A 25,787-nucleotide genomic window follows, 5' to 3' on the forward strand; every position below is an offset into this window, starting at 1 on the left:
ACGACAGGTCAGCGCACAGGCATCTGCGGTACGCTCGCAACCACGCAATCCGGGGAGAATGCGGGGAGACAGCCATCCAGCAGTTCATGATGCGCCTCAGCAGCAACCTGCGCAGATTCCGCTGGCTGGTGTTCACGTGCTGGTTGCTGGCATTGGTGCCGTCGGTGTATCTGGCCCTCACCGAGTCCAATCACCTGACCGGTGGTGGCTTCGACGTGGCCGGGTCCCAGTCGCTGCATGTGCAGTATCAACTCGAGGACCATTTCCCCGACCAGGGCGCTTCCCCTCTCGCCTTGGTGGCCGCGCCTCGCGCCGACGCCAGCTACGCCGACATGAACAGTGCCGTCGCGCAGTTGGAAGAGGCGGCCAAACAGGTCCCCAGCGTCGTGGTGGTGCCGAACCAGGGTCAGCCCGCACCCGCCCCGGACCGGCCCTACGTGGTGTCCCTGCGGCTGGACTTCAACAACACCGGTGCGGTCGACGTCGCGCGGCAGCTGCGCCAGAAGATCGGGGTGACCGGCGACCAGCCGGGCCAGATCCAGAACGGCCGGGTCAAGCTGTACGTGATCGGCCAGGGGGCGCTCGGCGCCGCCGCCCAGACCAGCACCAAGCACGACATCGCCGAGGCCGAGCGATGGAACCTGCCGATCGTTCTGATTGTTCTGCTCGCGGTGTTCGGCTCGCTGGCTGCCGCGGCGGTCCCGCTCCTGCTGGCCGTGTGCACCGTAGTGGTGACCATGGGCGTGGTCTATCTGCTGTCGACTGTGATGAGCATGTCGGTGTTCGTGACGTCGACGGTGTCGATGTTCGGCATCGCGCTGGCCGTCGACTATTCACTGTTCATCCTGATGCGCTACCGCGAGGAACTGCGGGCCGGCCGTGACCCGCAGCAGGCCGCCGACGCCGCGATGGGCACCTCGGGTCTGGCGGTGTTGCTGTCCGGTCTGACCGTGATCGCCTCGCTGACCGGCATCTACCTGATCAACACGCCGGTGCTGCGGTCGATGGCCACCGGCGCGATCCTGGCCGTTGCGGTCGCGGTGCTGACCTCGACGACATTGACGCCGGCGGTGCTGGCCACGTTCGGCAGGCCGGTGGCCCGACGTTCGCGGATGCTGCAGTGGTCACGCCGCGCCGAGGCGACCCAATCGCGGTTCTGGACCCGCTGGGTCGGCGAGGTGATGCGCCGGCCGTGGCTGTCGGCGCTGGGGGCGACGGCGGTGCTCCTGCTGATGGCCGCACCCGCGTTCTCGATGGTGCTCGGCAACAGCATGCAGCGCCAGTTCCCGGCCACCCATGAGGTCCGCGGCGGGGTGGCCGCGGCCGCCCAGGCGCTCGGGCCGGGCGCGCTGGGCCCGGTGCGGGTGCTGGTCACCTTCCCGGGTGGCGCGGCCTCCGACCCGAAGAACGCCGCCGCGCTGGACGCGATCAACACCGAGATCTCGAAGGCGCCCGACGTCGTCTCGGTGTCTACGCCGGTGTTCGCCGACAACAACAGCAGCGCACTGATCTCGGCGATCCTGTCGGTGGACCCCGAGGACCTCGCCGCCCGCAACTCGATCGACTGGATGCGCAGCCACCTCACCGCACTGCCCGCGGCGAAGGGCGCGCAGATCGACGTCGGAGGCCCGACCGCACTGATCAAGGACTTCGACGACCGGGTTGGGCACACCCAACCGCTGGTGTTCGTGTTCGTCGCGGCGATCGCGTTCGTGATGCTGCTGATCTCGGTGCGGTCGGTGTTCCTGGCCTTCAAGGGCGTGCTGATGACGGTGCTGTCCGTCGCCGCGGCCTACGGCAGCCTGGTGATGGTCTTCCAGTGGGGCTGGCTGGAAGGGCTGGGCTTTCATCGGATCACCTCCATCGACTCGACGATCCCGCCACTGGTGCTGGCGATGACGTTCGGCCTGTCGATGGACTACGAGATCTTCCTGCTCACCCGGATCCGGGAGCGCTACGTGCAGGTCGGTGACACCCGCGACGCCGTCGCCTACGGCGTGTCCACCAGTGCCCGCACCATCACCAGCGCCGCGCTGATCATGATCGCGGTGTTCATCGGGTTCGCGTTCGCCGGCATGCCGTTGGTCGCCGAACTCGGGGTGGCGTGTGCGGTGGCCATCGCCGTCGACGCCACGATCGTCCGGCTGATCCTGGTGCCCGCGTTGATGGCGATGTTCGACCAGTGGAACTGGTGGCTGCCGGCGTGGCTGGCCCGGATCCTGCCGTCGGTCGACTTCGAGAAGCCGCTGCCCAAGGTCGATCTCGGGGACCTCGTCGTCATCCCCGACGACATCTCGTCACTGGCGCCGCCCGCCGCCGATCTGAAGATGGTGGTCAAGGGCGCAGCCAAGCTGAAGACCCTGGCCCCGGACGCCGTCAGCGTGGCAGATCCGCTGGCGTTCACCGGATGCACCGAGCTGGCAGGCAAGGTCAAGGGCAGCGACGACGCCCGCGCGAGGCCCATCCGCATCGGCCCGGGCGGTACGTCGACCGTCAAGCTGATCCGCGGCTACCGCAGCGCCAGGACGTCGGCGCCGCGGCCGATCCACCCGGTCACGATGTGGCGGGGCCGGCTCGCGATCGCCCTCGACGCGTTGGAGACCGGGGCCGCCGACGACCGGCGCGGCGGCGTGGAGCGGCTCAGCCCGGTGGAGACCACCCACGTGCAGCTGTCGACCGGTGACCGGCTGCAGATCCCGACGTGTGCGGAGACGCTGCGCATGCAGGCGTTCCTGATCATGTGCCGTAACAGCCGGTCGGATTTCGCCGAGTTCGCCGACCTGGTGGGTGGGATGGATACCGAGACCGCCGCGGTGGTACTCGCAGGGATGGACCGGTATTACTGTTCTGGACAACCTAAGCGACAATGGGTGGCAACTCAGCTGGTCCGCCGGCTGGCCGACCCCGACCCGTCCGACGTCGGCGACGACGAGCGGTGGGCAGGGCCGGAGGGAGCCGCCGAATGGGAGCGGATCAGGCAGCGTTGCCTTGCGGTGGCGGTGGCGATCCTGGAGGAGGCGAGGTGACGGTGGCAGCGGAACGCGATGCCGTACCCGCAGCGGCCGCGCAGTCGTACATCGATCCCCGTCCCGTCGAGTTCTGGCCAACGGCCTCGATCCGCGAGGCGCTCGAGACCGGCGACATCACCGTCTGGCAGCGGATCGTGATGGCCATCAAGCGCGATCCCTACGGCCGGACCGCCCGCCAGGTCGAGGAAGTGCTCGAACACTCCCAGCCGTACGGCATCTCCAAGGCACTGGCCGAGGTGCTGCTGCGCGCCCGTAGCCACCTGGAGGCCAACGAGCGCGCCGAGGCTGCCCGGCACGTCCGGCTGCTGCTCGACCGGTCCGGCTTGGCCGAGCAGGAATTCGCCTCCCGCATCGGGGTTGCCCAATCGGATCTGATCTCCTACCTCGACGGCACGGTCAGTCCGCCCGCGTCGCTGATGATCCGGATGCGCAGGTTGTCGGACCGCTTCGCCAAGATGCGTGCCCAGCGCGCGTCCGGCGGGGAGTAGGCCGGTGTCCTCGCCGAATTCGGCTGAGCTGGAAGCGATTCTGCGTGACACCCGCACGGTTGCGGTGGTGGGCGCCTCTGACAACCCGGCCAGGCCGAGCTATGACGTGTACCAATACCTGGCGCGGTTCAGCGATTTCGAGCTATATCCGGTGAACCCGAACATCAGTGACATCGACGGCACCCCGGTCTATCCGTCGCTGGCCGATCTACCCGTGGTGCCGGACATGGTCGACGTGTTCCGCCGCTACGACGATCTTCCTGCGGTGCTGGCGGACACCCTCGCGCTGAGCCCGCATCCGAAATACCTGTGGCTGCAACAGGGTTTGTGGCATGACGAGGTGGCTGAGCAGGCGCACGCCGCCGGGCTGCGCGTCGTGATGGACCGGTGTTTGAAGGTGGACTACGCCCGGCTCATCGGGCGTTGATCGGCGAGATGTCGAGAACCTGCCAGCGGTCGTCCTGCTTGGCCAGGCTGACCCGCAACGCCAGCACCGCGGTGCTGGGCTGCTGACCCGGCTGGCTTTGGGTGCCCCGCATCACCACCGCCACGCTGGCCGCCGTGGGACCGAGCGCCTCCAGGCCGGCGGACATGGTCTGCGCCGTGGCGGAGATGTTCTTCTTGGCCAGATCCGAAGTGGCCTTGCCAAATTCGTTCTTGAACGCATCGGCCCGGTCGGGTGCCATGAACGTCGCGGCCCGGTCGATCGACGACATCGGGTCGGCCGGGGTGAACGTCGCAGTGGCTTCGGACGCGGCGGTCGCGATGCGCACCACTTCGGCGGAGTCGCGGGTGAAATCCCGGTCCGGCCGCGTCCATTGGGTGTAGCCGACGACGACGGTGGCGACCAGCGCCGTGGTGGCCAGCGCGACGACGGCCAGGCGTAGGCCGGGACCGTCGTCGTCGGTGCCGACGGTGACCGAATCCCGGCGGAACAGCACAATATTGACGGTCACGCCCTCGACGATGAGCAGGCACAGCATCGAGCAGACCGCCACCCACCACAGCGGCCAGCCGAGTACCACACCGATGGCCAGCAGGGCCGCGATGGCGGCCAGCGGAGCCACGATGTCGAAGGCCAGGACGCGGGCCAGGTTCCTCATCGCAGCGACTCCAGCCGAGAGATCATCAGCTTGCCGTCCACGTCGGAGACGCCGAGCCGCAGGTTCCAGCGCACGGTCGTGGGCTTGTTGCCGGAGTTCTCGCTGACCGAGGTGGCGACCACCAGCACGGAGTCGGTGCGTTCGGCCAGTTCCGGCGGCAGCGCGGGAGCCTGCGGGGCCTTACCCGGCTGCACGTTCAAATCGTGGTGGACCGCCTCGAAGGACACCGACTCGATCTGTCCGGTGGTGCGGGCCTGCAGGGTGCGGACCACCTCGCGGTAGGGCTTGATGGCGGCTTCGAAATCGGAGTTGAGCTGGCCGGCGGTGCCGTCGTGAAGTTTGGCCAGACTGGCGTCGACGTTGTCGACGTTCATGTTGATCAGAACAGTTGTCCAGTTCGCGGCGGCCGACATCACCTTGGACTGATACGCCCGCTCGTCGGCGGCGTCGTGGTGCCCGGACCAGATCAGCGCGCCGAGTACGACGGCCGCGACGGCCACCACACCGAGAACGGCGGAGGCAACGCCGTAGCCGGTGAAGGTCCGCTCGTCGGCGCCGTCATCGGTCGGTTCGGCCTCGGGCATGAAGGCGAGGCTACCGGGCGGCCACCTGCGGGCCGGACGCCGAGGTCGGACCTCTGGTAAGGATGGTTGGGTGACGGTAGAAACGCTGCGCTCGGGTATCGACTTGTCCCACGTCGAAGCCCAGGTTCGCCCCCAAGACGATCTGTTCGGCCACGTCAACGGACGGTGGCTGACCGAGTACACCATCCCCGGTGACCGGGCCACCGACGGCGCGTTCCGGACGTTGTACGACCGGGCCGAGGAACAGGTGCGAGAGCTCATCATGTCCGCGGGCGGTGAGCCCGGCACGGATGCGCAACGGATCGGCGACCTGTATGCGAGCTTCCTGGATGCCGAGGCCGTTGAGCGCCGCGGCGTGCAGCCGCTGCTCGACGAACTGGCGCATATCGATGCGGCGGCGGATCCGGCGGCGCTGGCCGCGGTGATCGGCTCGTTGCAGCGCACCGGGGTGGGCGGCGGCGTCGGCCTTTACATCGACACCGATTCCAAGAACTCGACGCGTTACCTGCTGCACGTCACGCAGTCGGGTCTGGGCCTGCCGGACGAGTCGTACTACCGCGACGAGCAGCACGCCTCGATCCTGGGTGCCTACCCGGCACACATCGCCACGATGTTCGCCCTCGTCCTTGGCGGCACGGCCGACGACCACATCGAGCGCGCCGCGCGGATCGTGGCACTGGAGACCAAACTGGCTGCCGCGCACTGGGATGTCGTCAAGCGCCGTGACGCGGATCTGACCTATAACCTGCGCAACTTCACCGATCTGACCGCCGAAGCGCCCGGCTTCGACTGGGCAGGCTGGATCGGCGCGCAGGGCACCACCCCGGACGTGGTGGCCGAACTGGTTGTGCGTCAACCTGATTACCTCACGGCGTTCGCCGAGCTGTGGTCGGGTCACGACTTCGCCGACTGGCAGGACTGGGCGCGCTGGCGGCTGATCAACGCCAGGGCCGCCTACCTGACCGAGGCGGTGGTGGAAGCGAACTTCGACTTCTACGGTCGTACGCTTTCGGGCACCGAGCAGATCCGCGAACGCTGGAAGCGGGCGGTGTCGCTGGTGGAAAGCCTGATGGGTGACGCGGTCGGACGGCTCTATGTGGAGCGGCACTTCCCGCCGGATGCCAAGGCCCGCATGGACGTACTCGTCGACAACCTGCGCGAGGCCTACCGGGTCAGCATCAACGACCTGGAGTGGATGACGCCGGAGACACGGCAGCGCGCGCTCGCCAAGCTGGACAAGTTCACCGCGAAGATCGGCTACCCGAAGAAGTGGCGCGACTACTCGACGCTGGTGATCGATCGAGACGACCTGTACGGCAATGTGATTCGCGGCGCCGAGGTAGCCCATGACCGGGAGCTGACCAAGCTCGGCGGACCGGTCGACCGCGACGAGTGGTTCATGACCCCGCAGACCGTAAACGCCTACTACAACCCGGGCATGAACGAGATCGTGTTCCCCGCGGCGATCCTGCAGCCGCCGTTCTTCGATGCCGAAGCCGACGACGCGGCGAACTACGGCGGGATCGGTGCCGTGATCGGTCATGAGATCGGACACGGATTCGACGATCAGGGCGCCAAATACGACGGTGACGGCAACCTCGTCGATTGGTGGACTGACGAGGACCGCGCCGAGTTCGGCACGCGCACAAGACAACTCATCGAGCAGTACGAGGAGTTCGTGCCGCGCGGGCTCGCGCCGAGCCACCACGTCAACGGTGCGTTCACCGTCGGGGAGAACATCGGCGACCTGGGTGGGCTCTCGATCGCGCTGCTGGCCTACGAGCTGTCGCTGGGCGGCAAGGAAGCTCCGGTGATCGACGGGCTGACCGGCCGCCAGCGGGTGTTCTTCGGCTGGGCTCAGGTGTGGCGTACGAAATCTCGTGAGGCCGAGGCGATTCGGCGCCTGGCGACCGATCCACACTCGCCGCCGGAGTTCCGCTGCAACGGCGTGATCCGGAACATGGACGCGTTCTATGAGGCGTTCGACGTCAGTGAGGACGACGCGCTGTACCTGGAACCCGACCGGCGCGTCCGCATCTGGAGCTGACGCCATGGAAGCCTGGGATGCCATACGCGCTCGGCGCAATGTGCGCAGCTACACCTCGAACGCGATACCGGGCGACGACATCGACCGGATTCTGGAGGCCGGATGGCGTTCACCCTCGGCGCGCAACAACCAGCACTGGGATTTCGTGATCGTCACGGATCCGGCCACGCTGCAAGAACTCTCGACGGTCTGGGTCGGCGCCGGCCACATCGCGAAGGCCCGCGCCGCGATCGCACTGGTGATTCCCGAGCCACCTGACGAGCGGACGAAGCTCCTCGACCAGTACGACCTGGGCCAAGCCACCATGGCGATGGCGATCGCCGCGACCGACCTGGGTATCGGCACCGGACATTCGGCGATCGGCGAACAGGACAAGGCCCGATCGATCCTCGGTGTCCCGCCCGGTTATCTGGTCGCCTATCTGCTGGGGCTGGGGTATCCCGAAGACCGTCCGCTCACACCGATTCGCAAGCCCAACCGTCGCCCGTTCGACGAGGTCGTCCACCGCGGCAGCTGGTAGGTCAGCGCGCGCCCGCTTCGCGGTTGGCACCGTCGACCACCGAGGCCAGCAGCCCTGGTAGTGCCGCGTCGACTTCGTCGGCGCGCAGCCGCTGGTGGGTGAGGCCGCCGAGGACCAGTCGCTCGAGCAATCCGGCTTCGCGCAGGATCTTGAAGTGGTGGGTGGCGGTGGACTTGTTGATGCCGTCGTAGAGCGCGCTGCACTGCAGCGGTGTGCCCGCGTTGCGCAGTCGCCGGATCATCTCCAGCCGGGCGGGATCCTGTAGCGCCGCGAGCACCTGGTGCAGCGGCCCGACCGGATGCACCGGATAGCTGTCGGTGTGGAATGCCTCCACCTCAACCACGGTTGTCTCCTGTGTCCGCCGTCACGGCCTGCGAAGTTTGATCGTCATCAAACCTAGCGTACGCTCGAACAAGTTCGATGACCATCAAACTACTCCGGAGTTGTCATGGCCTGTGTGCAGGAGACGTCACCCGCCGACGTCGCCGCCCAGCGCTGGGCGTACCCCCTGCTTCTGGTGCTCAGCGGCGTCGCGCTCGGCGTCTCGGGCTTGCCCGCGCCGCTGTACGGCATCTACGAATCGAACTGGCATCTCTCGCCGCTCGCCACCACCGTCGTGTTCGCGGTGTACGCCTTCGCCGCGCTGGCCGCGGTGCTGGTCTCCGGCCGCATCTCCGACGTCGTCGGCCGCAAGCCGGTGCTCCTCGGTGCGCTGATCGCACTGATCGCCGGTCTGGGTATCTTCCTGATCGCCGACAGCATCGAAATGCTGCTGCTGGCCCGCACAATTCACGGTGCCGCTGTCGGCTCGATCGTCGTCGCCGCCGCCGCCGCGCTGCTGGACCTGCGGCCGCACCACGGGGTGCGCAGCGGTCAGCTCAGTGGCGTGAGCTTCAACATCGGCATGACGGTGGCCATCGTCGGTTCGTCGCTGCTGGCGCAGTACGTCGCGCACCCGCTGCGCACCCCGTATGCGGTCGTCGCGGTGGTGTGCGCGATCGTCGGCATCGGCGTGGTTGCCCTGCGGGAGACCCATGAGGGCCGCACCGGCGGCCGAATCCGGATCAGCAAACCGTCTGTGCCGCAATCGATCCGCGAGGACTTTTGGTTCGCCGCGCTCGGCGCGATGGCATCGTGGTCGGTGCTCGGAGTACTGCTGTCGCTGTACCCGTCGCTGGCCGCGCAACAGACCCACGTGCACAACTTGGTGTTCGGCGGCGGCGTGGTCGGCGTGACCGCGTTCTGCGCGGCCATGGCGCAGTTGGTCGCCACCAGGATTCCGGCCAGGCGCTCGGCGGTGATCGGCGACATCGGCATGGCGGCCGCTCTGCTGCTGACGATCCCGGTGCTGCTCACCCACCGTTGGCCGTTGGTGTTCGCCGCCGCCGCATTGCTGGGCGCGACGTTCGGCCTCGGTTTCGGCGGCTCGCTGCGTCACCTGTCCGACGTGGTGCCCTCGGACCGCCGCGGCGAGACGATGTCGGCGTTCTACCTGCTGGCCTATACCGCGATGGCACTGCCGACGATCGCGGCGGGCTGGGCTGCCACCAAATGGCCTCTGGCGCAGGTGTTCCCGTGGTTCGCGACGATCGTGGCGCTGGCCTGCCTAGGTGCTGCGGCAGTGGGTGTCAGGCCGGCGAGTCCGTCGCGCCCGGCGTCTTGATCTGAGCGGCCAGCCACGGCAGCGCATCGGAGAAGGCCCGCTCGGCGAACTGCCAGGTGTGGAAGCTGATGATCCGGTGTACCGAGCACGAGATGCCGACCGTCTTCGCCGTCGCGCACAGATCGTCGGCAGCCCCGGCCTCGTCGGAGTCCTTGAACTCGTCATGGCCGCCGAAGCCGGTGGGGGCGTCGGATTGTGGCCGGTGCCCACTGCCCCCGCCGTACGGTGATGCGGTGTTGGTCGGTGTCACGGTGTCCTCGAACCAGCCCGCGACGCCCTGATACGGGCCGTGCCGCATCATCACGGTGCGCGGGTCGAACTCGTCCCACTTGGCGGCGTCTCCGCCATACAGCCGGCTGATCGTCTGTTCCTTGGTCCCCGAGGTCGGGCCGTGGTCACCGGCGATGTCCTCGAAGGTGCTGAACAGATCCGGATGCATGACGGTCAAATCGATCGCGCAGGTGCCGCCCATCGACCAGCCGACCACCGCCCAGTTGGCCGCCTGATCCGACGCACCGAAATGCTCTGCCACATAAGGCCGGACGTCCTTGGTCAGGTGATCGGCCGCGTTGCCGCGGGGACCGTTGACACATTCGGTGTCGTTGTTGAAGCTGCCCCCGGAATCGACGAACGCGAAGATCGGCGCTTGTCCGCCATGATCTTTCGCGTACCCGTCGATGATCGGCATCGCGTTGCCGGTGCGGATCCAGTCAGCCGGGGTGTTGAACTCGCCGGCGACCATCATGATGACCGGCAACCGGGGTGGAGTCGCACCCGCGAACCAGGCCGGCGGCAGGTAGATGTATTCACTGCGGTGTTTGAATCCGCTTGCGTCTGACGGTATGTCGACCTCGACGAGCTTGCCTGCCGTCTGCACGGTGTTGCGAAGGCCGGGCAGGTCGGCGGCGTCGATCTGGTTGGGCAGCGGTCCGGCGGTCAACGCGCCCCAGGCAGTCTGGACGCTCGGGTAATAGCCGACCCATTTGTTCAGCGCGAGCAGCGCCGCAACCAAGGTCAACGGAATCGCCAGGACGGCGACACCTCGTCGCCACCAGGAATTTCCTCGCCAGCCCAGGATCGCCACCGCGATCCCGGCCGCGAAAACCCCTACCCAGACCCACAAGTAGAACGGCGCCGGGTCTGAGGCCAGCCCCTCGGAGTTGACGTACATGCGCGCGGCGAGCGCGCCGAGCAGGCCGACGACCACACAGACCGGCAGCCACAGCAGCCACCAGCGCCTGCTCCGCCGCCAACCGATCGCGACGATCAGCGCAATCGCGGCGACGATCTCGATGGTCAGCGGCAGCCAGCCGCCCAGCAGCGAAACCCCGTGCGCGTACTGGTGGAAGTCCGGCGCGGGCAGCTGAGGCAGCGGTGCCGTCGGCGTCGGCGGCGGTGTCGGGGTAGGCGGCACGAACCCCATTGTGGAGTTCGTTTCTGTGCCTGAGCTTTGAGACCGGTTAGGCCAGTGGACGACTGGCTACGCGAGCTGCCACTGCCAGTCGTCGGCGCCGTCGGGGTTGTTGTACGTGCCGACCGAGTTCTTGATCACGATCGGGTCGCCGCTGCCGAAGTTGTCGTAGAACCACTTGGCGTTGTCCGGCGAAAGGTTGATGCAGCCGTGGCTGACATTGCGCTTGCCCTGATCGGCGACCGACCACGGCGCACTGTGAACGAAGGCGCCGCTGTTGTCGATCCGCACCGCCCACTGGACCTTGAGCTTGTAGCCCTCCGGGGAGGTGTTCGGCACGCCGTAGGTGGCCGAATCCATGATGATGTCCGGGAACTTCTCCAGCACGTAGTAGGTGCCGTTCTTGGTCTCGTGCTTGCCGTCCGGCTTGCCCATCGACACCGGGAAGGTCTTCAGCACCGTGCCGTTCTTGGTCACGGTCATCTGATGGGTCTTGTCGTCGACGGTGGCCACCAACGAATCACCCACCCGGAAGCTGGACTTGGCGCCGCTGGCGTCGATGTTCACGACGGTGCCGGCTGGCCAGAAGTTGTAGGGCCGCCAGCGCACCTGGGTGTCGGTGGTCCAGTAGAACGCCCCGGGAACGGGCGGCACCGACGAGATGTGGATCGCCTGCTCGGCCATCGGCCGGTTGGCGATCGGACGCGCGAAGTTGATGATGATCGGCTTCGCGACGCCGACCATCGCGCCGTTCACCGGATTGAATGACGGCGGCGCGAACACCGGGTCACCGGTGTACGGCGTCGGGTTCTGGCCCTTGACCGGACCGGCGGCTGCCGCGGCGGCCTGCTGGGCGGCCACCGGGTCGGGCGGCGGGACGGCCGGGTCTCCGGCCGGAGCGGGCGGCGGGAATGCCGCCGGGTCGACCGGTGGGGGCGCGAACGGATCGGGTGCGGGCACCTGCGCGGGTGGCACGTCGGCGATCCCGGGATCGGCGGGCGCCTGGTCTGGATCGGCGAACGCCGAACCGCTGCCGAGACTGATTCCGGCGGCCACTCCGACCACGCACAGCGTGGTGGCGATCGCCCCCTTCACCCGCAGCGTCATAACCCAAACTCCCTCGATACCGACTCTGTCCCAGTCTGACATAACACGCTGGGTGCACTTCTGGAGTTCATCGGCCAGCGAACCCGGCCGCGAACTCCGTCACTGCCCTGAACTGTGCAGATCGTCGGGAACGGGGTGAGAAGCGTTACTTTTCGCTGGTAGCCGGGTGGTCCGCGAACAGGCCCCGGCTGACCATCACGCAGGCCAACGCGCCCAGCATCAGCACGCATGACGCGGTGAGCATCATCGCGACTCCGGCCCGTTGGTAGAGCAGCCCGCCGGTCAGCGAGCCGGCCATGATGCCGACCTGGAAGCACGCCACGTAGAGCCCGGAGGCGCCGTCGGGATCCTGCGGCGAGTGCCGCATCGCCGCGGCCTGCAACATGGGCGGCATCGCGTTCGCGGTGGCACCCCACAACACGATCGCCAGCGCCCCGGCCGCTGCGACGGCGACGGTGCGCCACCCGAGGTGACCAAGCGCCGCCAGTCCCGCGAACGCCAGCGACGACGCGGCCAGACAACCCATCACCGCCGCCTTCGGCCGCCGGTCCCCCGGCCGGGCCAGCAACGCCATGCCGGTCAGGCCGGCCACCCCGTAGGCCGCGAGCAGCCAGGCCTGGTGGGCCCCGCGCACACCGACCACGTCCCGGATGATCACCACGATGAACGTGTAGGAGATGAAGTGGGCGGTGACACCCACCAGCGTCAGCACGCTCAGTATCAGCAGCGGGCGGTTGCGGTGATGGAGGATTCTGCGGGGCCGCGCGCCGCCGGCCGCGCCGGTCAACGCCATCGCCGGAAGCGCCAGCCGTGCCGCCACCAGCACCAGCACCGACGCCGCGGCGATGACGCCGACCGCGGGCCGCCAGCCCCACAGCTCGCTCATCGCGGCGGTCAGTGGGCTGCCGACCACCAGCGCCAGGCCGGTGCCGACGTAGACCGCCATGGTGGCGCGGCCGGCGTGGCTCGGCGGCACCAACCGCGCCCCGATCGGCGCGATCACCGACCACATCAATCCGTGGGTGAGCGCGCACAGCACCCGGCCGACGGCCAGCACCGTGAAGGTCGGCGCCAGCGCCGAGATCAGTTGCGAAATCGACAGGCAGGCCAGCGTCCACAACAGCGTGCGCCGTCGCGGCCAGGTCGACGTCCACCGGACCAGCGGCATCGTGGCCAGTGCGGCCACCAGGGCGTAGCTGGCCAGCAGGGTGCCGACCATCGCTTCGCTGACGTGTAGGTCGCGCGCGATGGCGGACAGCGCTCCCACCGGCATGATCTCGGCGGTGACGTAGATGAACGCCGCGGCGGCCAGCACGGCCAGCGCTGTGGCGACTCGCGGTGTCCACGTGCGCTGCACTGTGGGCACGGGTTCACGGTATCGGCTCACGCGCCGACTCCGGCTTATCTGACCGGCCTATGTCGCCGGGCGGTGCTGCGTCAGGAGCGGACCAGGCGCGCGATCGCAGCCGAGGCCTCGGCCAGCTTCTTGTCGGCCTCGTCGCCGCCCTCGGCGACGGCATGGCTGACGCAGTGCCCGAGGTGTTCGTCGAGCAGGCCGAGCGCAACGGACTGCAGCGCACTGTTGACAGCGCTGATCTGGGTCAGCACGTCGATGCAGTACTTGTCCTCCTCGATCATCTTCGCGATGCCGCGGACCTGACCCTCGATGCGACGCAGCCGCTTGGCGTAGTTGTCTTTCTGCGACGAATAGCCATGTGCGCCAGTCATTTAGCCTCCAAGCATCTGCTTCATCTGGTCGATCTCAGCCTGTTGCGCGGTGACGATGGACTTGGCCATCGCGGTCAGGTCGGCGCTCTGACCGTTGGCGATCTCGGCCTTGGCCATCTCGATGGCGCCCTGATGGTGGCCGATCATCGCCTGCAACCACAGTGTGTCGAATTGCGGCCCGTTGAGCGATTTGAGTTTGGTCATCGTCGCGTCGTCGACCATGCCCTGCATCGCCGCGCCGTGCCCGCTGTGGTCTCCCATCGCGGGGTCGACGTTCCACTGCTGCAGCAGTGCCGTCATCTGGTCGATCTCGGGTTGCTGTTCGTCCGAGATCTTGCCGGCCAGCGTGCGGACGGCCTGGTTGGTGGTGTGTACGGCAGCCATCGCCGCGAGATCGATCGCCTGCTGGTGGTGCGGGATCATCATCTGGGCGAACATGACGTCGTCGGCATTGTGCGCGGCCACCGCTTCGCTGGTCGATGCGGTCGCGGGGGCGTGCTGGGTGTGGTCCTCGGTCTTGCTGCAGGACGACACGACGACGGCAGTGGCGAAGGCCGCGGCGACCGCGACGATGCGGCTGGGCGTGGATGTCATGTTTTCACCGTACCTTCAATACCCCTCGGGGGTATAAAAAGAAATTTGGTGGGCATCCCCGACCACGGCATACTTGTCCGGTGAGCCAAACCCCCGATCTCAAGCCCCGCAGTCGCGACGTCACCGACGGCCTGGAGAAGGCCGCTGCCCGCGGGATGCTCCGCGCGGTAGGCATGGGTGACGAGGACTTCGCCAAGCCGCAGATCGGGGTGGCGTCGTCGTGGAACGAGATCACGCCGTGCAACCTGTCGCTGCAGCGGCTCGCGCAGGCCGCCAAGGAGGGTGTGCACGGTGCCGGCGGTTATCCGATGGAGTTCGGCACCATCTCGGTGTCCGATGGCATCTCGATGGGCCACGAGGGCATGCACTTCTCGCTGGTGTCCCGAGAGGTGATCGCCGACAGCGTCGAGACGGTCATGATGGCCGAGCGCCTCGACGGTTCGGTGCTGCTGGCGGGCTGCGACAAGTCGCTGCCCGGCATGCTGATGGCCGCCGCGCGACTGGATCTGGCCGCGGTGTTCCTCTACGCGGGTTCGATCCTGCCGGGCCGCGCCAAGCTGTCCGACGGCACCGAGATGGACGTGACGATCATCGACGCGTTCGAGGCGGTCGGCGCGTGCGCGCGCGGACTGATGTCCCGCGAGGACGTCGACACCATCGAGCGGGCGATCTGTCCGGGCGAAGGCGCCTGCGGCGGCATGTTCACCGCCAACACGATGGCGTCCGCAGCCGAGGCGCTGGGGATGTCGCTGCCGGGCAGCGCGGCCCCGCCGGCCACCGACCGGCGCCGCGACGGTTACGCCCGGCGCAGTGGCGAAGCCGTCGTGGAACTGCTTCGCCGCGGGATCACCGCCCGCGACATCCTGACCAAGGAAGCCTTCGAGAACGCGATCGCGGTCGTGATGGCATTCGGTGGGTCCACGAACGCGGTGCTGCACCTGATGGCGATCGCCCACGAGGCCAACGTGAAGCTGGATCTGGCGGACTTCACCCGCATCGGCGCCAAGGTGCCGCACCTGGCGGACGTCAAGCCGTTCGGCAAGCACGTGATGTTCGACGTCGACCGCATCGGCGGTGTGCCGGTGGTCATGAAAGCACTGTTGGACGCCGGCCTGTTGCACGGTGACGTCATGACGGTCACCGGTGAGACCATGGCCGCGAACCTCGCCCACATCGCGCCACCGGATCCGGACGGCAAAGTGCTTCGCGCGCTGAGCAATCCGATTCACCCGACCGGCGGCATCACGATCCTGCACGGCTCGCTCGCCCCGGAGGGCGCGGTGGTCAAGTCGGCCGGCTTCGACTCCGACGTGTTCGAGGGCACCGCACGGGTTTTCGACGGCGAGCGCGCAGCGATGGATGCCCTGGAGGACGGCACGATCGTCGCCAATGACGTCGTCGTCATCCGCTACGAGGGCCCCAAGGGCGGCCCCGGCATGCGCGAGATGCTGGCGATCACCGGTGCGATCAAGGGTGCCGGCCTCGGCAAGGACGTGCTGTTGATGACCGACGGCCGGTTCTCCGGCGGCACCACCGGCCTGTGTGTCGGGCACATCGCACCGGAGGCGGTCGACGGCGGGCCGATCGCGTTCGTCCAGGACGGTGACCGGATCCGCCTCGACGTGGCCAAGGGCACGCTGGACGTCCTGGTCGATGACGCCGAATTCGATTCGCGCAAGGCAGGATTCACCCCGCCCGCGCCGAAGTACACCACCGGTGTACTGGCCAAGTACCGCAAGCTGGTCGGCTCGGCCGCGAACGGCGCCGTCTGCGGGTAGTCGGTTCCCACTGTGGGCCTTGTGTACGGAAATCGCTCGAATTCCGTGCATGAGGCCCACACTCGGGGCGGTCAGCACCCACAACTAGCTGGCCCGCTTGGACCCGCCCACACCCTTCTTGGCCGACGGCTTGGGCGCTGACGCCTTCTTGCTCGACGTCGAACTCGACTTCTTCGACGGCTTGCCGGACTTGGCGCTCGGCGAGGGTACGGCCGCCAAGGTCGGTGCTGCGGCAGCCGCAGATGCCGTGGGCCCCGGGGCCGGCGCGGGCGTCGTCGTGGGCTTGCCGCTCAACACATCCCGGAAGCCGGTGACCAGCGCCTTGACCACGTCGCCGGGAACCGCGGCCCATTCCTGCGGGGTCAGCGTCGCTTTCGACAGGAACGGAACGTATTGCGACGACTGGTCATACGTCCGGTTGTAGGTGCCGCCCTCGCTGGGTGTCTGCACATCGGTGTAGCCGATGTTCACCAGAATCGACAGGGCCGGTTGCAGCGCATCGGCCAGCGGAGTGCCCAGTGTGATCGGGATCTTCGCCGCCTTGAAGACCGCGTTGAGGATGCGTGACGGCAGCCGCAGCGGCTCCAGCAAGGGCAGATCGGTGGGTACCAGTGTGCTGTACGTGGTGCTGGGAGTGCCCAGGGTCAGCAGCGCGATGAGGTTGCCCTCGATCGTGTTGATGCTGGTGCCCTGCAGTTCCGCGCCGCCGAGCAGGTAGGTGGGCAGCACGCTCGCCATGACGGAGTTGGCCAGAGAGAACGGGTTCAGCGTCTCCGGGAAGTCCGACAACATGTCATAGCCGAGAGCGACGTTGACGAACGCACCGTTGAACCTGATGCCGAGGCTGGATCCGGAGCCCGCGTTGGGGCTGACCGGATTCATCCCGAACAGATTGAAGACCGGGGCGAACCGCGAGTACAGGCCGCCGTTCGGTGTCTCGGGGTTGCGCACCAACGCAATCGGCAGGTTGGTGACGTTGGTGCCCTGGACGCAGGTGAGACCCGACGAGCACGGCTGGCCGGTGATCGAACTGACCTTGCCGGCAGCGACCAGCGGATCGTAGCCGGGCAGGGTGTTGCCATTGGCGCTGGACAGCAGCGCCTGATAGGTCTGCAGCGCAGCGGGAACGCCTGTGCCCGAGGCGATCAGCAGCGGGCCGGTGGGACTGCTGGCCAGGATGTTCGGCCGGGTCGCGGTGCCGAGAACGAATCCACCGAACGGCTCCGCGTTCAGGAGGTTGTTCAGTCCGACCGGGTCGGCTTTCTGCCAGTCGAAAGCCAGGGTGATGGATCCGACGACGGGGATGTTGTCGAAGGTGTAGCTGTCCACTCCGAGCTGATTGACCAGCCACAGCAGCGGCCCGGTCGTGGTGGTGTCGAGGGTCAGGGCGTTTGCGGCGGGCGCCACCGGTTCGGCGACCGTGCCCATCGTCATGGCCACAGCGGTGGCGGCGGCTGCGCCAAGCAACGCGGTCTTCCTGGTTCCGGCCGTCAAACCCCGCCGGATCTTCTTTGAAAACGCCACAGCTACCATCTGAAACCCCCGATCGCTGCCCCCACGAGGCTGTTCTGCGAACATAACCCCTCAGGTCGGCAGCGGTGGGGATTTGGCAATCTCTGTTGCCAGAGGTGACGCTGGTCAGGTTTCAGCGAACTCCGCGTAAATTTTCGGCAGGAAGCTCGCGAGGTGGTTCATCTCCTGCGCGCAGTGCACCAGCAGATCCCGCGGCTCCGGCAGTTGGTGCGCGGCGATCGGGCGGATCACCGAATCGGCGAGGCGGTTGCCGCGGCGCACCCCGATGTACGGACCACCCATCCAGAACCGCGATCGCATTTCCGCGCCGCCCGGCACAGCCCGCACGTGATGGATGAACCAGCCGATGTCGACCGGCACCTCGCTGGAGCCCAGTCGCGCGCACACCGCGACATCGGTGCCCAGCCGCGATTCGTCGAGGCCCAGCGCCGACGGTTCGAGGAACGCGATGGCCGCCTTGGCGTAGGCCGAGCCTAGGTATTCCTCGATGATCGAGGTCCGTCCGACGTAGGCGCCATCGGGCCCGCTGTCGCCCCAGTGCGCCGACGCATGCGCACGCGGATGCCACAGTTTGTAGCGGCTGGACTCGCTGCCGTGCCAGCCGAACCACCAGTCCCACATCGCCGGCGTGACGCCGGGCATGTCGGTGCGGATCGCGACGTGGAATCCGCCGCCACGCAGCGCGCCGTAGCCGTTCTCGGTCTGTTGGTATCCCTCGTCGAGAAGCGTTGCAGCCGAATCGAATCCGAGCATAGCCTGGTCGGCCTGCGGACCGTGCTCGAGTGCGATCACCGCATGACGGGGTAGCTCGGCCATCTGCGGGTTGAAGTACTTACCCCATGCGGTGTCATCGTCTCCGGGGCGGTAACCCAGGTAGGTCTCGGCCATCAGAGTCGCCCCATCCAGCTGTGGAACCGGCCGTCGGGGTCGTACTGGGCTCGCACCCGGTCGAGCCGGGCCATGTTCTCGTCGGTGACGAACTTGGCGGGGCGGCGGCCCAGATTCTCGTCGGCCAGCTGGATGCCGGTCGCCAGCGATGCCATCGACGCCATGTTGGATCGTGGCCAGTCGCTGTACTTTTCGTCGTCGTTCGGGTCCATCCAGCCGGCGTACAGCGCCAGGTAGATCTCGCTTTCCAAGCTGTAGGCCATGTCCTGGCGCTGCGGCGACGGGCCCCAGTTCAGCCACAGGAAGTGCGCGGGGTGCGGCGGCAGAGTGTCCAGGATGCGGTGGATGCCCGGCATCAACTCGGCGGCCGAGGCGTTGGTCCACATGTTGTCGGCGGTGTACCGATGGTCCTCCAGGTAGTTGCTCATCACCGCGGTGTACCAATCCGGCAGGCCCATCGGCGCATACGGCACGGCGATCAGTGCCTTGTCGACCACCGGGCATCGGTCGAGCAGGCCGAACGCTTCTTTGGCCTCCGCCTCGGTGTCGGCGAACGCCGGCGAGGCCATCACGATCGCCGGCCGGTCGATGCCCGCGTTGGGCACGCTCTTGGTGGCGACGATCTGCAGTTCGACCCGCCGGTCCACGTCGGCGGAGATGTCGCGGGCCCAGGTGAAGATCTCGTCGGCGAGCTCGATGGGGTAGGCGTAGAAGCTGCTGCCCAGCACTGCGGGCTTCGGGTAGAGCTTGAGGTGGAACGCGGTGACGACGGCGAAGAACCCCGGTCCGGCGCCGCGCGCGGCCCAGTACAGGTCCGGATGATGGTCGGCGTCGATGTAGATCTTGTCGCCGTCGGCGGTCACCACGTCCAGCCCGATGACGCTTTCGCAGGCCGGTCCGACCACCCTGCTGTTCCAGCCGTAACCGCCCTGCAGCAGGTAGCCCCCGATGCACACGCCCTTGCAGTGCCCGGCGGGAAAGAACAGCCCGACCGCATCGAGCTCGGCGGCCAGCACGCTGCCGCCCTTGCCCGGTCCCGCGACCGCCGTCATCGCGTCGGCGTCGATGCTGGTCTGGTCGACCCGGCTCATGTCGAGCAGCACCGCGCCGTCGCGCAGGTGGCTGGCCGCCCAGCTGTGGCCGCCGGACTTGATGCTGACCTGTTTGTTGTTCGCTTTGGCGTAGCGCAGCGCCGCCACGACGTCGTCGGCGTCGACCGCCGCGACGATGACATCCGGGTAGCGGTCGGGAACCCGCTGGTTCCACACCGTCGCCTGGCGTGCGCTCTCGTAGCCGTCGTCACCGTGAAAGAAATGCCGACCCTCGGGAAGTGACCCCACCGAAGCCTCCTATGGTTCACATAGCGAATCGCTATGATCCGTATTGCGGCACATTACCGCCGCGGCGACGCCAACGGAAGGGATGTCAGTTGACTGACGCGAAAATTTCTGTGGTCGGTGATGGACGTCCCGCGAATGCCCGTGACGACGGCATACAGGTACTGCGTCGCGCCGCGGCAGCGCTCGACGAAATCGCCACCGCCCCGGGCCGGCTGCGCCTGGTCGACCTGCACAGCCGACTGGGACTGGCCAAGTCAACCGCCCGGCGACTCCTCGTCGGTCTGGTCGAGGTGGGGTTCGCCGCCGTGGACGACGACGGCCGCATCGTCCTCGGGGACCGCCTGCTCGGCCTGGTCAACGCCGACGCGGCCCACATCACGTCGGCATTCCGGTCCACGTTGGAGCGGGTGGCCGAGGCCACCGGTGAAACGGTCGACCTCTCGGTATATCGCGGTGGCCAGATGTTGTTCATCGACCAGATCGAGTCGCCGCACCGGTTGCGTGCGGTCTCGGCGATCGGCGGGCGATTCACGTTGTGCGACACCGCCAATGGGAAGGCGGTTCTGGCGTTGTTGGGCGATGACGACGTCGACCAGGTGCTTGCCGCCCTCGAGCCGGACAACGCCGATCGGGTGCGCGCCGAGATCCGGACCATCCGCACCGACCGGGTGGCGTACGACCGTGATGAACACACCGACGGCATCTCGGCCGCGGGGGTCGCGGGCCGCGCGGCCGGTGGAAACATCGTCGCGATCTCGGTGCCCGCCCCGACCGGGCGTTTCACTGCTCACTCCGACCGCATCGTCGCCGCCCTGCGCGAGGCACTGGAGTCACCGGTGTGGACCGGCTGAATCAAATCTGACCATCCGGTTGGTTGGGCTTGCCACGGGGGTCGGTCGCAGAGCACAGTGGCCAGATGAGCCGCACCGCTTTGCGAATTTGCCCGTTCTGCGAGGCCACCTGCGGGATGGTCCTGACCATCGACGACAACGACCGGGTCAGTGCGGCCCGGGGCGATCGTGACGACGTGTTCAGTCACGGCTTCATCTGCCCCAAGGGCGCCAGCTTCCCCGAGCTGGACAACGATCCCGACCGGCTGCAGAAGCCCCTGGTGCGCCGCGACGGCGAGTTGGTCGAGACCTCGTGGGCGGACGCCTTCGCCGCGGCGGCCGAGGGACTGCAGCGCGTCATCGCCGATACCGGCGGCTCGTCGGTCGCGGTGTACCTGGGCAACCCGAACGCGCACACCATCGCCGGCTCGCTCTACGGGCCGGTCGTCATCAAGTCGCTGGGCACCCGGCAGGTGTATTCAGCCAGCACACTGGACCAGATGCCCAAGCACGTGTCCTGCGGATACCTGTTCGGCAATCCGCTGGCGTTCACCCTGCCCGACCTCGACCGCACCGATTACCTCGTCGTGATGGGCGCAAACCCGTTGGTATCCAACGGTTCTCTAGCCACCGCTGCCGATTTTCCGGGCAAGCTCAAGGCGTTGCGCCGTCGCGGCGGCACGTTGGTGGTGATAGATCCCACCCGGACCCGCACCGCCGAACTGGCCGACCGTCACATCGCGCCGCGCCCCGGCACCGACGCCGCACTGCTGTTCGCGGTCACGCATGTGCTCTTCGACGAGGACCTGGTGGATCTGGGCCGGCTGGCCGAGCACGTCTCCGGGCTGGAGCGGGTGCGGGCGGCGGCGCAGGACTTCCCGCCGGAGGCGGTGGCCGAGCACTGCGGGGTCGACGCCAACGAAATCCGAACACTGGCACGCGAACTCGCCGCGGCCCCGAGTGCGGCGGTGTACGGCCGCATCGGCACCTCGACGGTCGAATTCGGCACGTTGACCAGCTGGCTGGTCGATGTGGTCAACATCCTGACCGGCAATCTGGACCGCCCGGGTGGGGTGATGTTCGCCAGTTCGCCGATCGCCGGGGCGCCGCGCCCGCCGCGCCCGGGCCGGGGATTCGCCACCGGACGCTGGCGCAGCCGGGTGTCCGGTCACCCGGAGGCACTGTCCGAGTTGCCCGCGGTCGCGCTTGCCGAGGAGATCGAGACCCCCGGCGAGGGCCAGGTCCGGGCGATGATCACGATCGCGGGCAACCCGGTGTTGTCGGCGCCCGACGGCGCCCGGCTGTCCGAGGCCCTCGACCGCGTCGACTTCATGGTGTCGGTGGACCCCTATCTCAACGAGACCACCCGGCACGCCGACGTGATCCTGCCGCCGCCTCCGCCTTCTCGCGCAGCGCATTACGACCTCGCCCTCAGCGGGGCGGCGGTACGCAACAACGCCAGGTACTCGCCTCCTGTCCTGCCGCTGCCGGACGGACGGCCCGACGAGTGCGAGATCTTGGCGCGGCTGGCGCTGATCGTGTTGGGAATGGGCCCCGACGCCGACCCGACGCTGGTGGACGAGCAGGTGATCGCGACGACGCTGAGCAAGGAGGTCGCCGACGAGCACTCCCCGGTGGCAGGCCGGTCCGTCGAGGAACTGACCGCGATGCTGCCCGAGGGGCGCGGTTACGAACGACGGCTGGACATGATGCTGCGGCTCGGCCCGTTCGGTGACGGGTTCGGGGCCAGGCCGGAGGGTTTGACCCTGCAGCGGCTGAAGGACACCCCACACGGGATTGATCTCGGCGCGCTGACCCCGCGGATTCCCGAGATTCTTCGGACCCCCTCGGGCACAATCGAATTGGATCCCGAGCCGATCCTCGCCGACGTCCCGCGCCTGCTCGCCGCGCTCACGTCGGGACCTGGGTTCCTGCTGATCGGCCGTCGGCACCTGCGGTCCAACAACAGCTGGATGCACAACCTGCCCGCCCTGTCCGGCGGCACCAATCGCTGCACGCTGCAGATCCATCCCGACGACGCCGCGCGGCTCGGTCTCGAGGAGATGGCTCTCGTCACCGGTCCGGGCGGCAAACTCGAAGTGCCGGTTGAGATCACCGACGCGATCCGTCCTGGCGTGGTGTCACTGCCGCACGGGTGGGGACACACCGAGCCGGGCACCCGGATGAGGGTGGCGGCGCAGCACCCGGGCGTCAACGTCAACAACCTCAACGACGGCACGCTGCTGGATCCGTTGTCGGGCACCGCGGTATTGAACGCGCTCCCGGTGGAGGTGGCGCCGGCCGGATAGGTGCGGCTGGGACAGCCCTACCTCGACGGCGTTCCATGGAACGGCAGGGTGATGGTGAGTTCGAAGCCGCCGTCTCCGTGTGGGCCGGCATGTAAGGAGCCGCCGAGCAATTCCGCGCGTTCGTACAAACCGAGCAGCCCGTGTTGAGCGCTCGGGAGCCGGACCGGCGCCCGAGTGGGCTTGGTGTTTGTCAGCGTCAAACAGGCTTGCCGATCATCGAGACGCAGACTCAGCCGAGCGTTGGCACCGGGAGCATGCTTGGCGATGTTGGTCAGCCCTTCCTGCGCAGCCCGATAGATCGCGCGCTGGACTGCCGCCGACGGATCCCTCGGGTCGGTGCGCACAATCTGGATGACTGTGGGCACCTGTGACGCCGCCACCAGCGAGTCCAAATCATCGATCCCGGGCTGCGGCGCCAGTTCGACGCTGGGGCCGGACGACGGACGCAACACCCCCACCATTTCGCGTAGCTCGTCGAGGGTGCGCACGCTCAACGTCCGAATGGTGCGCGCCGCCTCGGCCGACGCGCGATCACTGGCTGTGACCTGTAGCGCGCCGGCTTGCACCGCAATGAGACTCACCTGGTGCGACACCACATCGTGCATCTCTCGGGCCAGTGCGGAACGTTCGGCAGCAACCGCCTTCTCGATGACCAGTTCCTCTTGATCGCGGCGTGCCCGTTCGATCTCGGCCAGCTTCTCCGACAGATCGGCCCGCGCGGTGACGAGCATTCCCAACCACACCGGCGCGGCGGTGAATACGGTCGCATACACGAGGTCCAATACGGTGTCCACACCGGAATACGGTGTGCGCCATAGGGCTGTGAAGCACACGAAGAAGGCCAACGCGCTCAGCACGATCAGATACAACCGCTTACTGCGCTGAGCGACGGTGAACAGGGCTATCTGTCCTGCGATGGCCATGGTGCTGACTATCAGTGCGGGCAGCGTCAAGATGAGCGCCAAATACGGTGCGCGCCGTCGTATCAGCAGCGCCGCCACCGCCACCGCCCCAAGCACGATTTCGATGGTGGTGACGTGGTCGTCGGACATGATCGAGGCGGCGGCGTCGGCACCGGCGAGGACGATCGTCAGGACGTCGAGAATCAGCCGACGCCCGCGCGGAGTCAACCGGGTCAGCATGAGTCGTCGTCCAGGAGGCGAGCGCGCTGGGCCACAATCGCGGCTTCCACCCGTGACTTGACACCGAGCTTGGCCAGTATCGAACTCACCTGGTCCTTGACCGTGCCGACGCTGGAATACAGCGTCGCGGAGATCTCGCCGTTCGACCGTCCTTGCGCGAGTAGCTTGAGGACCTGGGTCTCTCGCTCTGTCAGCGCACGCAACGCGTGGACAGCGGCTACATCGGCGTGGTCGCCGAGGTAGCCGGCGACGACTCGCGGACTCACCTTCTCGGAGAGCACGAGTCCACCGCCGGCCAGACTGCGAACCATGTACGGAAGCTGTTCTGGATCAGTGTCTTTCAGCAAAAACCCCGCGGCGCCCATCCGCAGGGCGGAGGCGATGTATTCGTCGGCGTCGAATGTGGTGAGAACGGCCACTGTGGGCGGTGGCGCGAGCGTCTGCAGCTCCGCGAGCACGGTCAGTCCGTCTTTGCCGGGCATCCGAATGTCGAGCAGTACAACGTCCGGCCGCAATTCTGCGATGGTCTGCACGGCGTTGCGGCCGTCACAGGTGGCGACGACTTCGATGTCCTCCGCCGCCGACAGGATCATCTTGAACCCCGATCGGATCAGCGCCTCGTCGTCGACGATGACAACCCGTGTCATGGGGCCTCCTCCTCCCGCCGCGGTGCGCGGGTGCCGAGTTTATTTCCGCCGGCCGGGTTGCGAGCGTCGATCCGATTAGACGACAGCGAGCGCGCTCGAACCACTCCGGCCCAGCGCGTCGGCACAACATCCCACACCTGGCTGGCAGAACCAGCCATATGGGGGATGGCGGATTTGCCATGCCGCCGATAAGACCGCAACCGTGGTGATGCCGTACGCGTGTCACACCCCCAATACATGTGCGGAGCTGAACTCCCGACTTCCAGCCAGATGGCGACGAGCTGACGACACAGGGGGGATGACCGCGGCCTGACCCGCGGGCCAGTCTGGTGCGGCCGTTGTTGGTCGCACCTGATTCCGCTGGAGAGCCCATGAAGACCCCCGTGCGCGCGCTTGCTCTTGCAGTCGCGGCGATCGCCGCCCTGGCTCCGAGTCGGGGTGTCGCCAACGCCGGCCTGGACAACCAGCTGAGCATCGTCGACGGCGGAGGCCGCACCCTGACCGTCCAGCAATGGGACACGTTCCTCAACGGCGTTGCCCCCCTTGACCGTAACCGGTTGACGCGCGAGTGGTTCCATTCAGGAAAGGCCGAGTACTCAGTCAGCGGTTCACACGCCGACGACTTCACCGGCACCCTTCAGCTGGGCTATCAGATCGGGTTCCCGTGGTCATTGGGTATCGGCATCAATTTCAGCTACACCACCCCGAACGTCCTCTTGGACAAGGCCTCGATTTCTCCGCGCGCGTTCAACCCGTTGGGATCGGTCATCACCCCGAATCTCTTTCCCGGAGCGTCGATCAAAGCCAATCTCGGCAACGGCCCTGGCATCCAGGAAGTGAACACGCTCTCGGTCGATGTCAAGGGAGCCACCGGCACCGTGGCGGTGGCCAACGCGCACGGCACGGTGACCGGTGCCTCAGGCGGCGTTCTACTACGCCCATTCGCGCGGCTCACGTCGAAGACCGGCGACAGCGTCACCACCTACGGCGATCCGTGGAACATGAACTGACGGGCAGATGCCGGCGACCGCTGACGGCGACGACAC

Annotated in this window: 23 protein-coding genes; 10 read left to right on the forward strand and 13 right to left on the reverse strand. The window is 67.5% G+C overall.

Annotation, left to right across the window (positions count from 1 at the left end):
- Positions 1 to 86: 86 nt before the first annotated feature.
- Genes BST42_RS05120 through BST42_RS05130 form a run of 3 tightly spaced genes read left to right on the forward strand, consistent with a single transcriptional unit; the run spans position 87 to position 3,944 of the window.
- On the forward strand, positions 87 to 3,026 hold the full coding sequence (locus BST42_RS05120; RefSeq protein ID WP_083117497.1) for an MMPL family transporter: 2,940 nt from the start codon (positions 87 to 89) through the stop codon (positions 3,024 to 3,026).
- Positions 3,023 to 3,517, forward strand: a complete 495-nt coding sequence (locus BST42_RS05125; protein WP_083117498.1) for a transcriptional regulator — start codon at positions 3,023 to 3,025, stop codon at positions 3,515 to 3,517. The genes BST42_RS05120 and BST42_RS05125 overlap by 4 nt, the downstream gene beginning before the upstream one ends.
- A 4-nt stretch (positions 3,518 to 3,521) precedes the next feature.
- Positions 3,522 to 3,944, forward strand: coding sequence for a CoA-binding protein (locus BST42_RS05130; protein ID WP_083117499.1), 423 nt, complete (start codon positions 3,522 to 3,524; stop codon positions 3,942 to 3,944).
- Here BST42_RS05130 and BST42_RS05135 read toward each other — a convergent pair.
- A complete protein-coding gene (locus BST42_RS05135) occupies positions 3,931 to 4,620 on the reverse strand; it encodes a hypothetical protein (protein WP_083117500.1) in 690 nt (229 codons plus the stop codon). The two genes, BST42_RS05130 and BST42_RS05135, sit on opposite strands and share 14 nt — an antisense overlap.
- Entirely contained in the window at positions 4,617 to 5,204 is a 588-nt protein-coding gene (locus BST42_RS05140) for a hypothetical protein (RefSeq protein WP_083117501.1), read from the reverse strand. Before BST42_RS05140 ends, BST42_RS05135 begins: the two co-directional genes overlap by 4 nt.
- A 70-nt stretch (positions 5,205 to 5,274) precedes the next feature.
- Between BST42_RS05140 and BST42_RS05145 the strand changes: the two genes are divergently transcribed.
- A complete protein-coding gene (locus BST42_RS05145; RefSeq protein WP_083117502.1) occupies positions 5,275 to 7,251 on the forward strand; it encodes a M13 family metallopeptidase in 1,977 nt (658 codons plus the stop codon).
- Positions 7,252 to 7,255: 4 nt separating this feature from the next.
- Positions 7,256 to 7,771, forward strand: a complete 516-nt coding sequence (locus BST42_RS05150) for a nitroreductase family protein (RefSeq protein ID WP_083117503.1) — start codon at positions 7,256 to 7,258, stop codon at positions 7,769 to 7,771.
- Position 7,772: 1 nt separating this feature from the next.
- On the opposite strand, the gene BST42_RS05155 is transcribed toward BST42_RS05150, so the two are convergent.
- A complete protein-coding gene (locus tag BST42_RS05155) occupies positions 7,773 to 8,114 on the reverse strand; it encodes an ArsR/SmtB family transcription factor (protein ID WP_435406010.1) in 342 nt (113 codons plus the stop codon).
- A 105-nt stretch (positions 8,115 to 8,219) separates the two neighbouring features.
- Between BST42_RS05155 and BST42_RS05160 the strand changes: the two genes are divergently transcribed.
- Entirely contained in the window at positions 8,220 to 9,434 is a 1,215-nt protein-coding gene (locus BST42_RS05160) for an MFS transporter (RefSeq protein WP_083117504.1), read from the forward strand.
- Here BST42_RS05160 and BST42_RS05165 read toward each other — a convergent pair.
- From BST42_RS05165 to BST42_RS28965, 5 genes are all read right to left on the reverse strand, one after another.
- Positions 9,400 to 10,848 carry an alpha/beta hydrolase gene (locus tag BST42_RS05165; RefSeq protein WP_237159256.1) on the reverse strand — a complete coding sequence of 483 codons (1,449 nt, stop codon included), beginning with the start codon at positions 10,846 to 10,848 and terminating at the stop codon, positions 9,400 to 9,402. The genes BST42_RS05160 and BST42_RS05165 overlap by 35 nt on opposite strands.
- Before the next feature lie 66 nt (positions 10,849 to 10,914).
- A complete protein-coding gene (locus BST42_RS05170) occupies positions 10,915 to 11,952 on the reverse strand; it encodes a L,D-transpeptidase (protein ID WP_083117505.1) in 1,038 nt (345 codons plus the stop codon).
- Positions 11,953 to 12,097: 145 nt separating this feature from the next.
- Entirely contained in the window at positions 12,098 to 13,318 is a 1,221-nt protein-coding gene (locus BST42_RS05175) for an MFS transporter (RefSeq protein ID WP_435406011.1), read from the reverse strand.
- 71 nt (positions 13,319 to 13,389) lie between these two features.
- Positions 13,390 to 13,680 carry a copper-sensing transcriptional repressor RicR gene (gene ricR, locus BST42_RS28960; protein ID WP_110918477.1) on the reverse strand — a complete coding sequence of 97 codons (291 nt, stop codon included), beginning with the start codon at positions 13,678 to 13,680 and terminating at the stop codon, positions 13,390 to 13,392.
- Positions 13,681 to 14,274 carry a DUF305 domain-containing protein gene (locus BST42_RS28965; protein WP_110918478.1) on the reverse strand — a complete coding sequence of 198 codons (594 nt, stop codon included), beginning with the start codon at positions 14,272 to 14,274 and terminating at the stop codon, positions 13,681 to 13,683.
- 80 nt (positions 14,275 to 14,354) lie between these two features.
- Between BST42_RS28965 and ilvD the strand changes: the two genes are divergently transcribed.
- Entirely contained in the window at positions 14,355 to 16,052 is a 1,698-nt protein-coding gene (gene ilvD / locus BST42_RS05185) for a dihydroxy-acid dehydratase (protein WP_083117507.1), read from the forward strand.
- 84 nt (positions 16,053 to 16,136) lie between these two features.
- Here the strand turns inward: ilvD and BST42_RS05190 are convergent, their stop codons facing one another.
- The 3 genes from BST42_RS05190 to BST42_RS05200 all read right to left on the reverse strand — a co-directional run bounded on the left by BST42_RS05190 (position 16,137) and on the right by BST42_RS05200 (position 19,813).
- Positions 16,137 to 17,576: a PE-PPE domain-containing protein gene (locus BST42_RS05190; protein ID WP_165760786.1), complete on the reverse strand. Its 1,440-nt coding sequence runs from the start codon at positions 17,574 to 17,576 to the stop codon at positions 16,137 to 16,139.
- Positions 17,577 to 17,690: 114 nt separating this feature from the next.
- Positions 17,691 to 18,476, reverse strand: coding sequence for a DAPG hydrolase family protein (locus tag BST42_RS05195; RefSeq protein ID WP_237159284.1), 786 nt, complete (start codon positions 18,474 to 18,476; stop codon positions 17,691 to 17,693).
- A complete protein-coding gene (locus BST42_RS05200; RefSeq protein WP_083117510.1) occupies positions 18,473 to 19,813 on the reverse strand; it encodes an FAD-binding oxidoreductase in 1,341 nt (446 codons plus the stop codon). The genes BST42_RS05195 and BST42_RS05200 overlap by 4 nt, the downstream gene beginning before the upstream one ends.
- An 89-nt stretch (positions 19,814 to 19,902) precedes the next feature.
- Here BST42_RS05200 and BST42_RS05205 point away from each other — a divergent pair, with 89 nt between their 5' ends.
- Both BST42_RS05205 and BST42_RS05210 read left to right on the forward strand, forming a co-directional pair.
- Positions 19,903 to 20,664 (forward strand): IclR family transcriptional regulator, encoded by a 762-nt coding sequence (locus tag BST42_RS05205; protein WP_276009623.1) that lies wholly within the window; start codon positions 19,903 to 19,905, stop codon positions 20,662 to 20,664.
- Positions 20,665 to 20,729: 65 nt separating this feature from the next.
- Positions 20,730 to 22,952: a molybdopterin oxidoreductase family protein gene (locus BST42_RS05210; protein WP_083117512.1), complete on the forward strand. Its 2,223-nt coding sequence runs from the start codon at positions 20,730 to 20,732 to the stop codon at positions 22,950 to 22,952.
- Positions 22,953 to 22,969: 17 nt separating this feature from the next.
- Here BST42_RS05210 and BST42_RS05215 read toward each other — a convergent pair whose 3' ends face one another.
- Positions 22,970 to 24,094 carry a sensor histidine kinase gene (locus tag BST42_RS05215; protein ID WP_083117513.1) on the reverse strand — a complete coding sequence of 375 codons (1,125 nt, stop codon included), beginning with the start codon at positions 24,092 to 24,094 and terminating at the stop codon, positions 22,970 to 22,972.
- Positions 24,088 to 24,741, reverse strand: coding sequence for a response regulator (locus tag BST42_RS05220; RefSeq protein ID WP_083117514.1), 654 nt, complete (start codon positions 24,739 to 24,741; stop codon positions 24,088 to 24,090). Before BST42_RS05220 ends, BST42_RS05215 begins: the two co-directional genes overlap by 7 nt.
- Before the next feature lie 371 nt (positions 24,742 to 25,112).
- Here BST42_RS05220 and mspA point away from each other — a divergent pair, with 371 nt between their 5' ends.
- Complete coding sequence (mspA, locus tag BST42_RS05225) at positions 25,113 to 25,751, forward strand: porin MspA (RefSeq protein ID WP_083117515.1); 639 nt, start codon at positions 25,113 to 25,115, stop codon at positions 25,749 to 25,751.
- The last annotated feature ends 36 nt before the right edge of the window (positions 25,752 to 25,787 follow it).

The organism is Mycolicibacterium rhodesiae, from assembly GCF_002086695.1.
GTDB lineage: Bacteria > Actinomycetota > Actinomycetes > Mycobacteriales > Mycobacteriaceae > Mycobacterium > Mycobacterium rhodesiae.

Coding starts and splice junctions, on each gene's coding strand:
- BST42_RS05210 (WP_083117512.1), top strand. CDS start 20,730: ATGAGCCGCACCGCTTTGCGAATTTGCCCGTTCTGCGAGGCCACCTGC.
- BST42_RS05220 (WP_083117514.1), bottom strand. CDS start 24,741: ATGACACGGGTTGTCATCGTCGACGACGAGGCGCTGATCCGATCGGGG.
- BST42_RS05170 (WP_083117505.1), bottom strand. CDS start 11,952: ATGACGCTGCGGGTGAAGGGGGCGATCGCCACCACGCTGTGCGTGGTC.
- BST42_RS28965 (WP_110918478.1), bottom strand. CDS start 14,274: ATGACATCCACGCCCAGCCGCATCGTCGCGGTCGCCGCGGCCTTCGCC.
- BST42_RS05120 (WP_083117497.1), top strand. CDS start 87: ATGATGCGCCTCAGCAGCAACCTGCGCAGATTCCGCTGGCTGGTGTTC.
- mspA (WP_083117515.1), top strand. CDS start 25,113: ATGAAGACCCCCGTGCGCGCGCTTGCTCTTGCAGTCGCGGCGATCGCC.
- ricR (WP_110918477.1), bottom strand. CDS start 13,680: ATGACTGGCGCACATGGCTATTCGTCGCAGAAAGACAACTACGCCAAG.
- BST42_RS05160 (WP_083117504.1), top strand. CDS start 8,220: ATGGCCTGTGTGCAGGAGACGTCACCCGCCGACGTCGCCGCCCAGCGC.
- BST42_RS05135 (WP_083117500.1), bottom strand. CDS start 4,620: ATGAGGAACCTGGCCCGCGTCCTGGCCTTCGACATCGTGGCTCCGCTG.
- BST42_RS05215 (WP_083117513.1), bottom strand. CDS start 24,094: ATGCTGACCCGGTTGACTCCGCGCGGGCGTCGGCTGATTCTCGACGTC.
- BST42_RS05150 (WP_083117503.1), top strand. CDS start 7,256: ATGGAAGCCTGGGATGCCATACGCGCTCGGCGCAATGTGCGCAGCTAC.
- BST42_RS05140 (WP_083117501.1), bottom strand. CDS start 5,204: ATGCCCGAGGCCGAACCGACCGATGACGGCGCCGACGAGCGGACCTTC.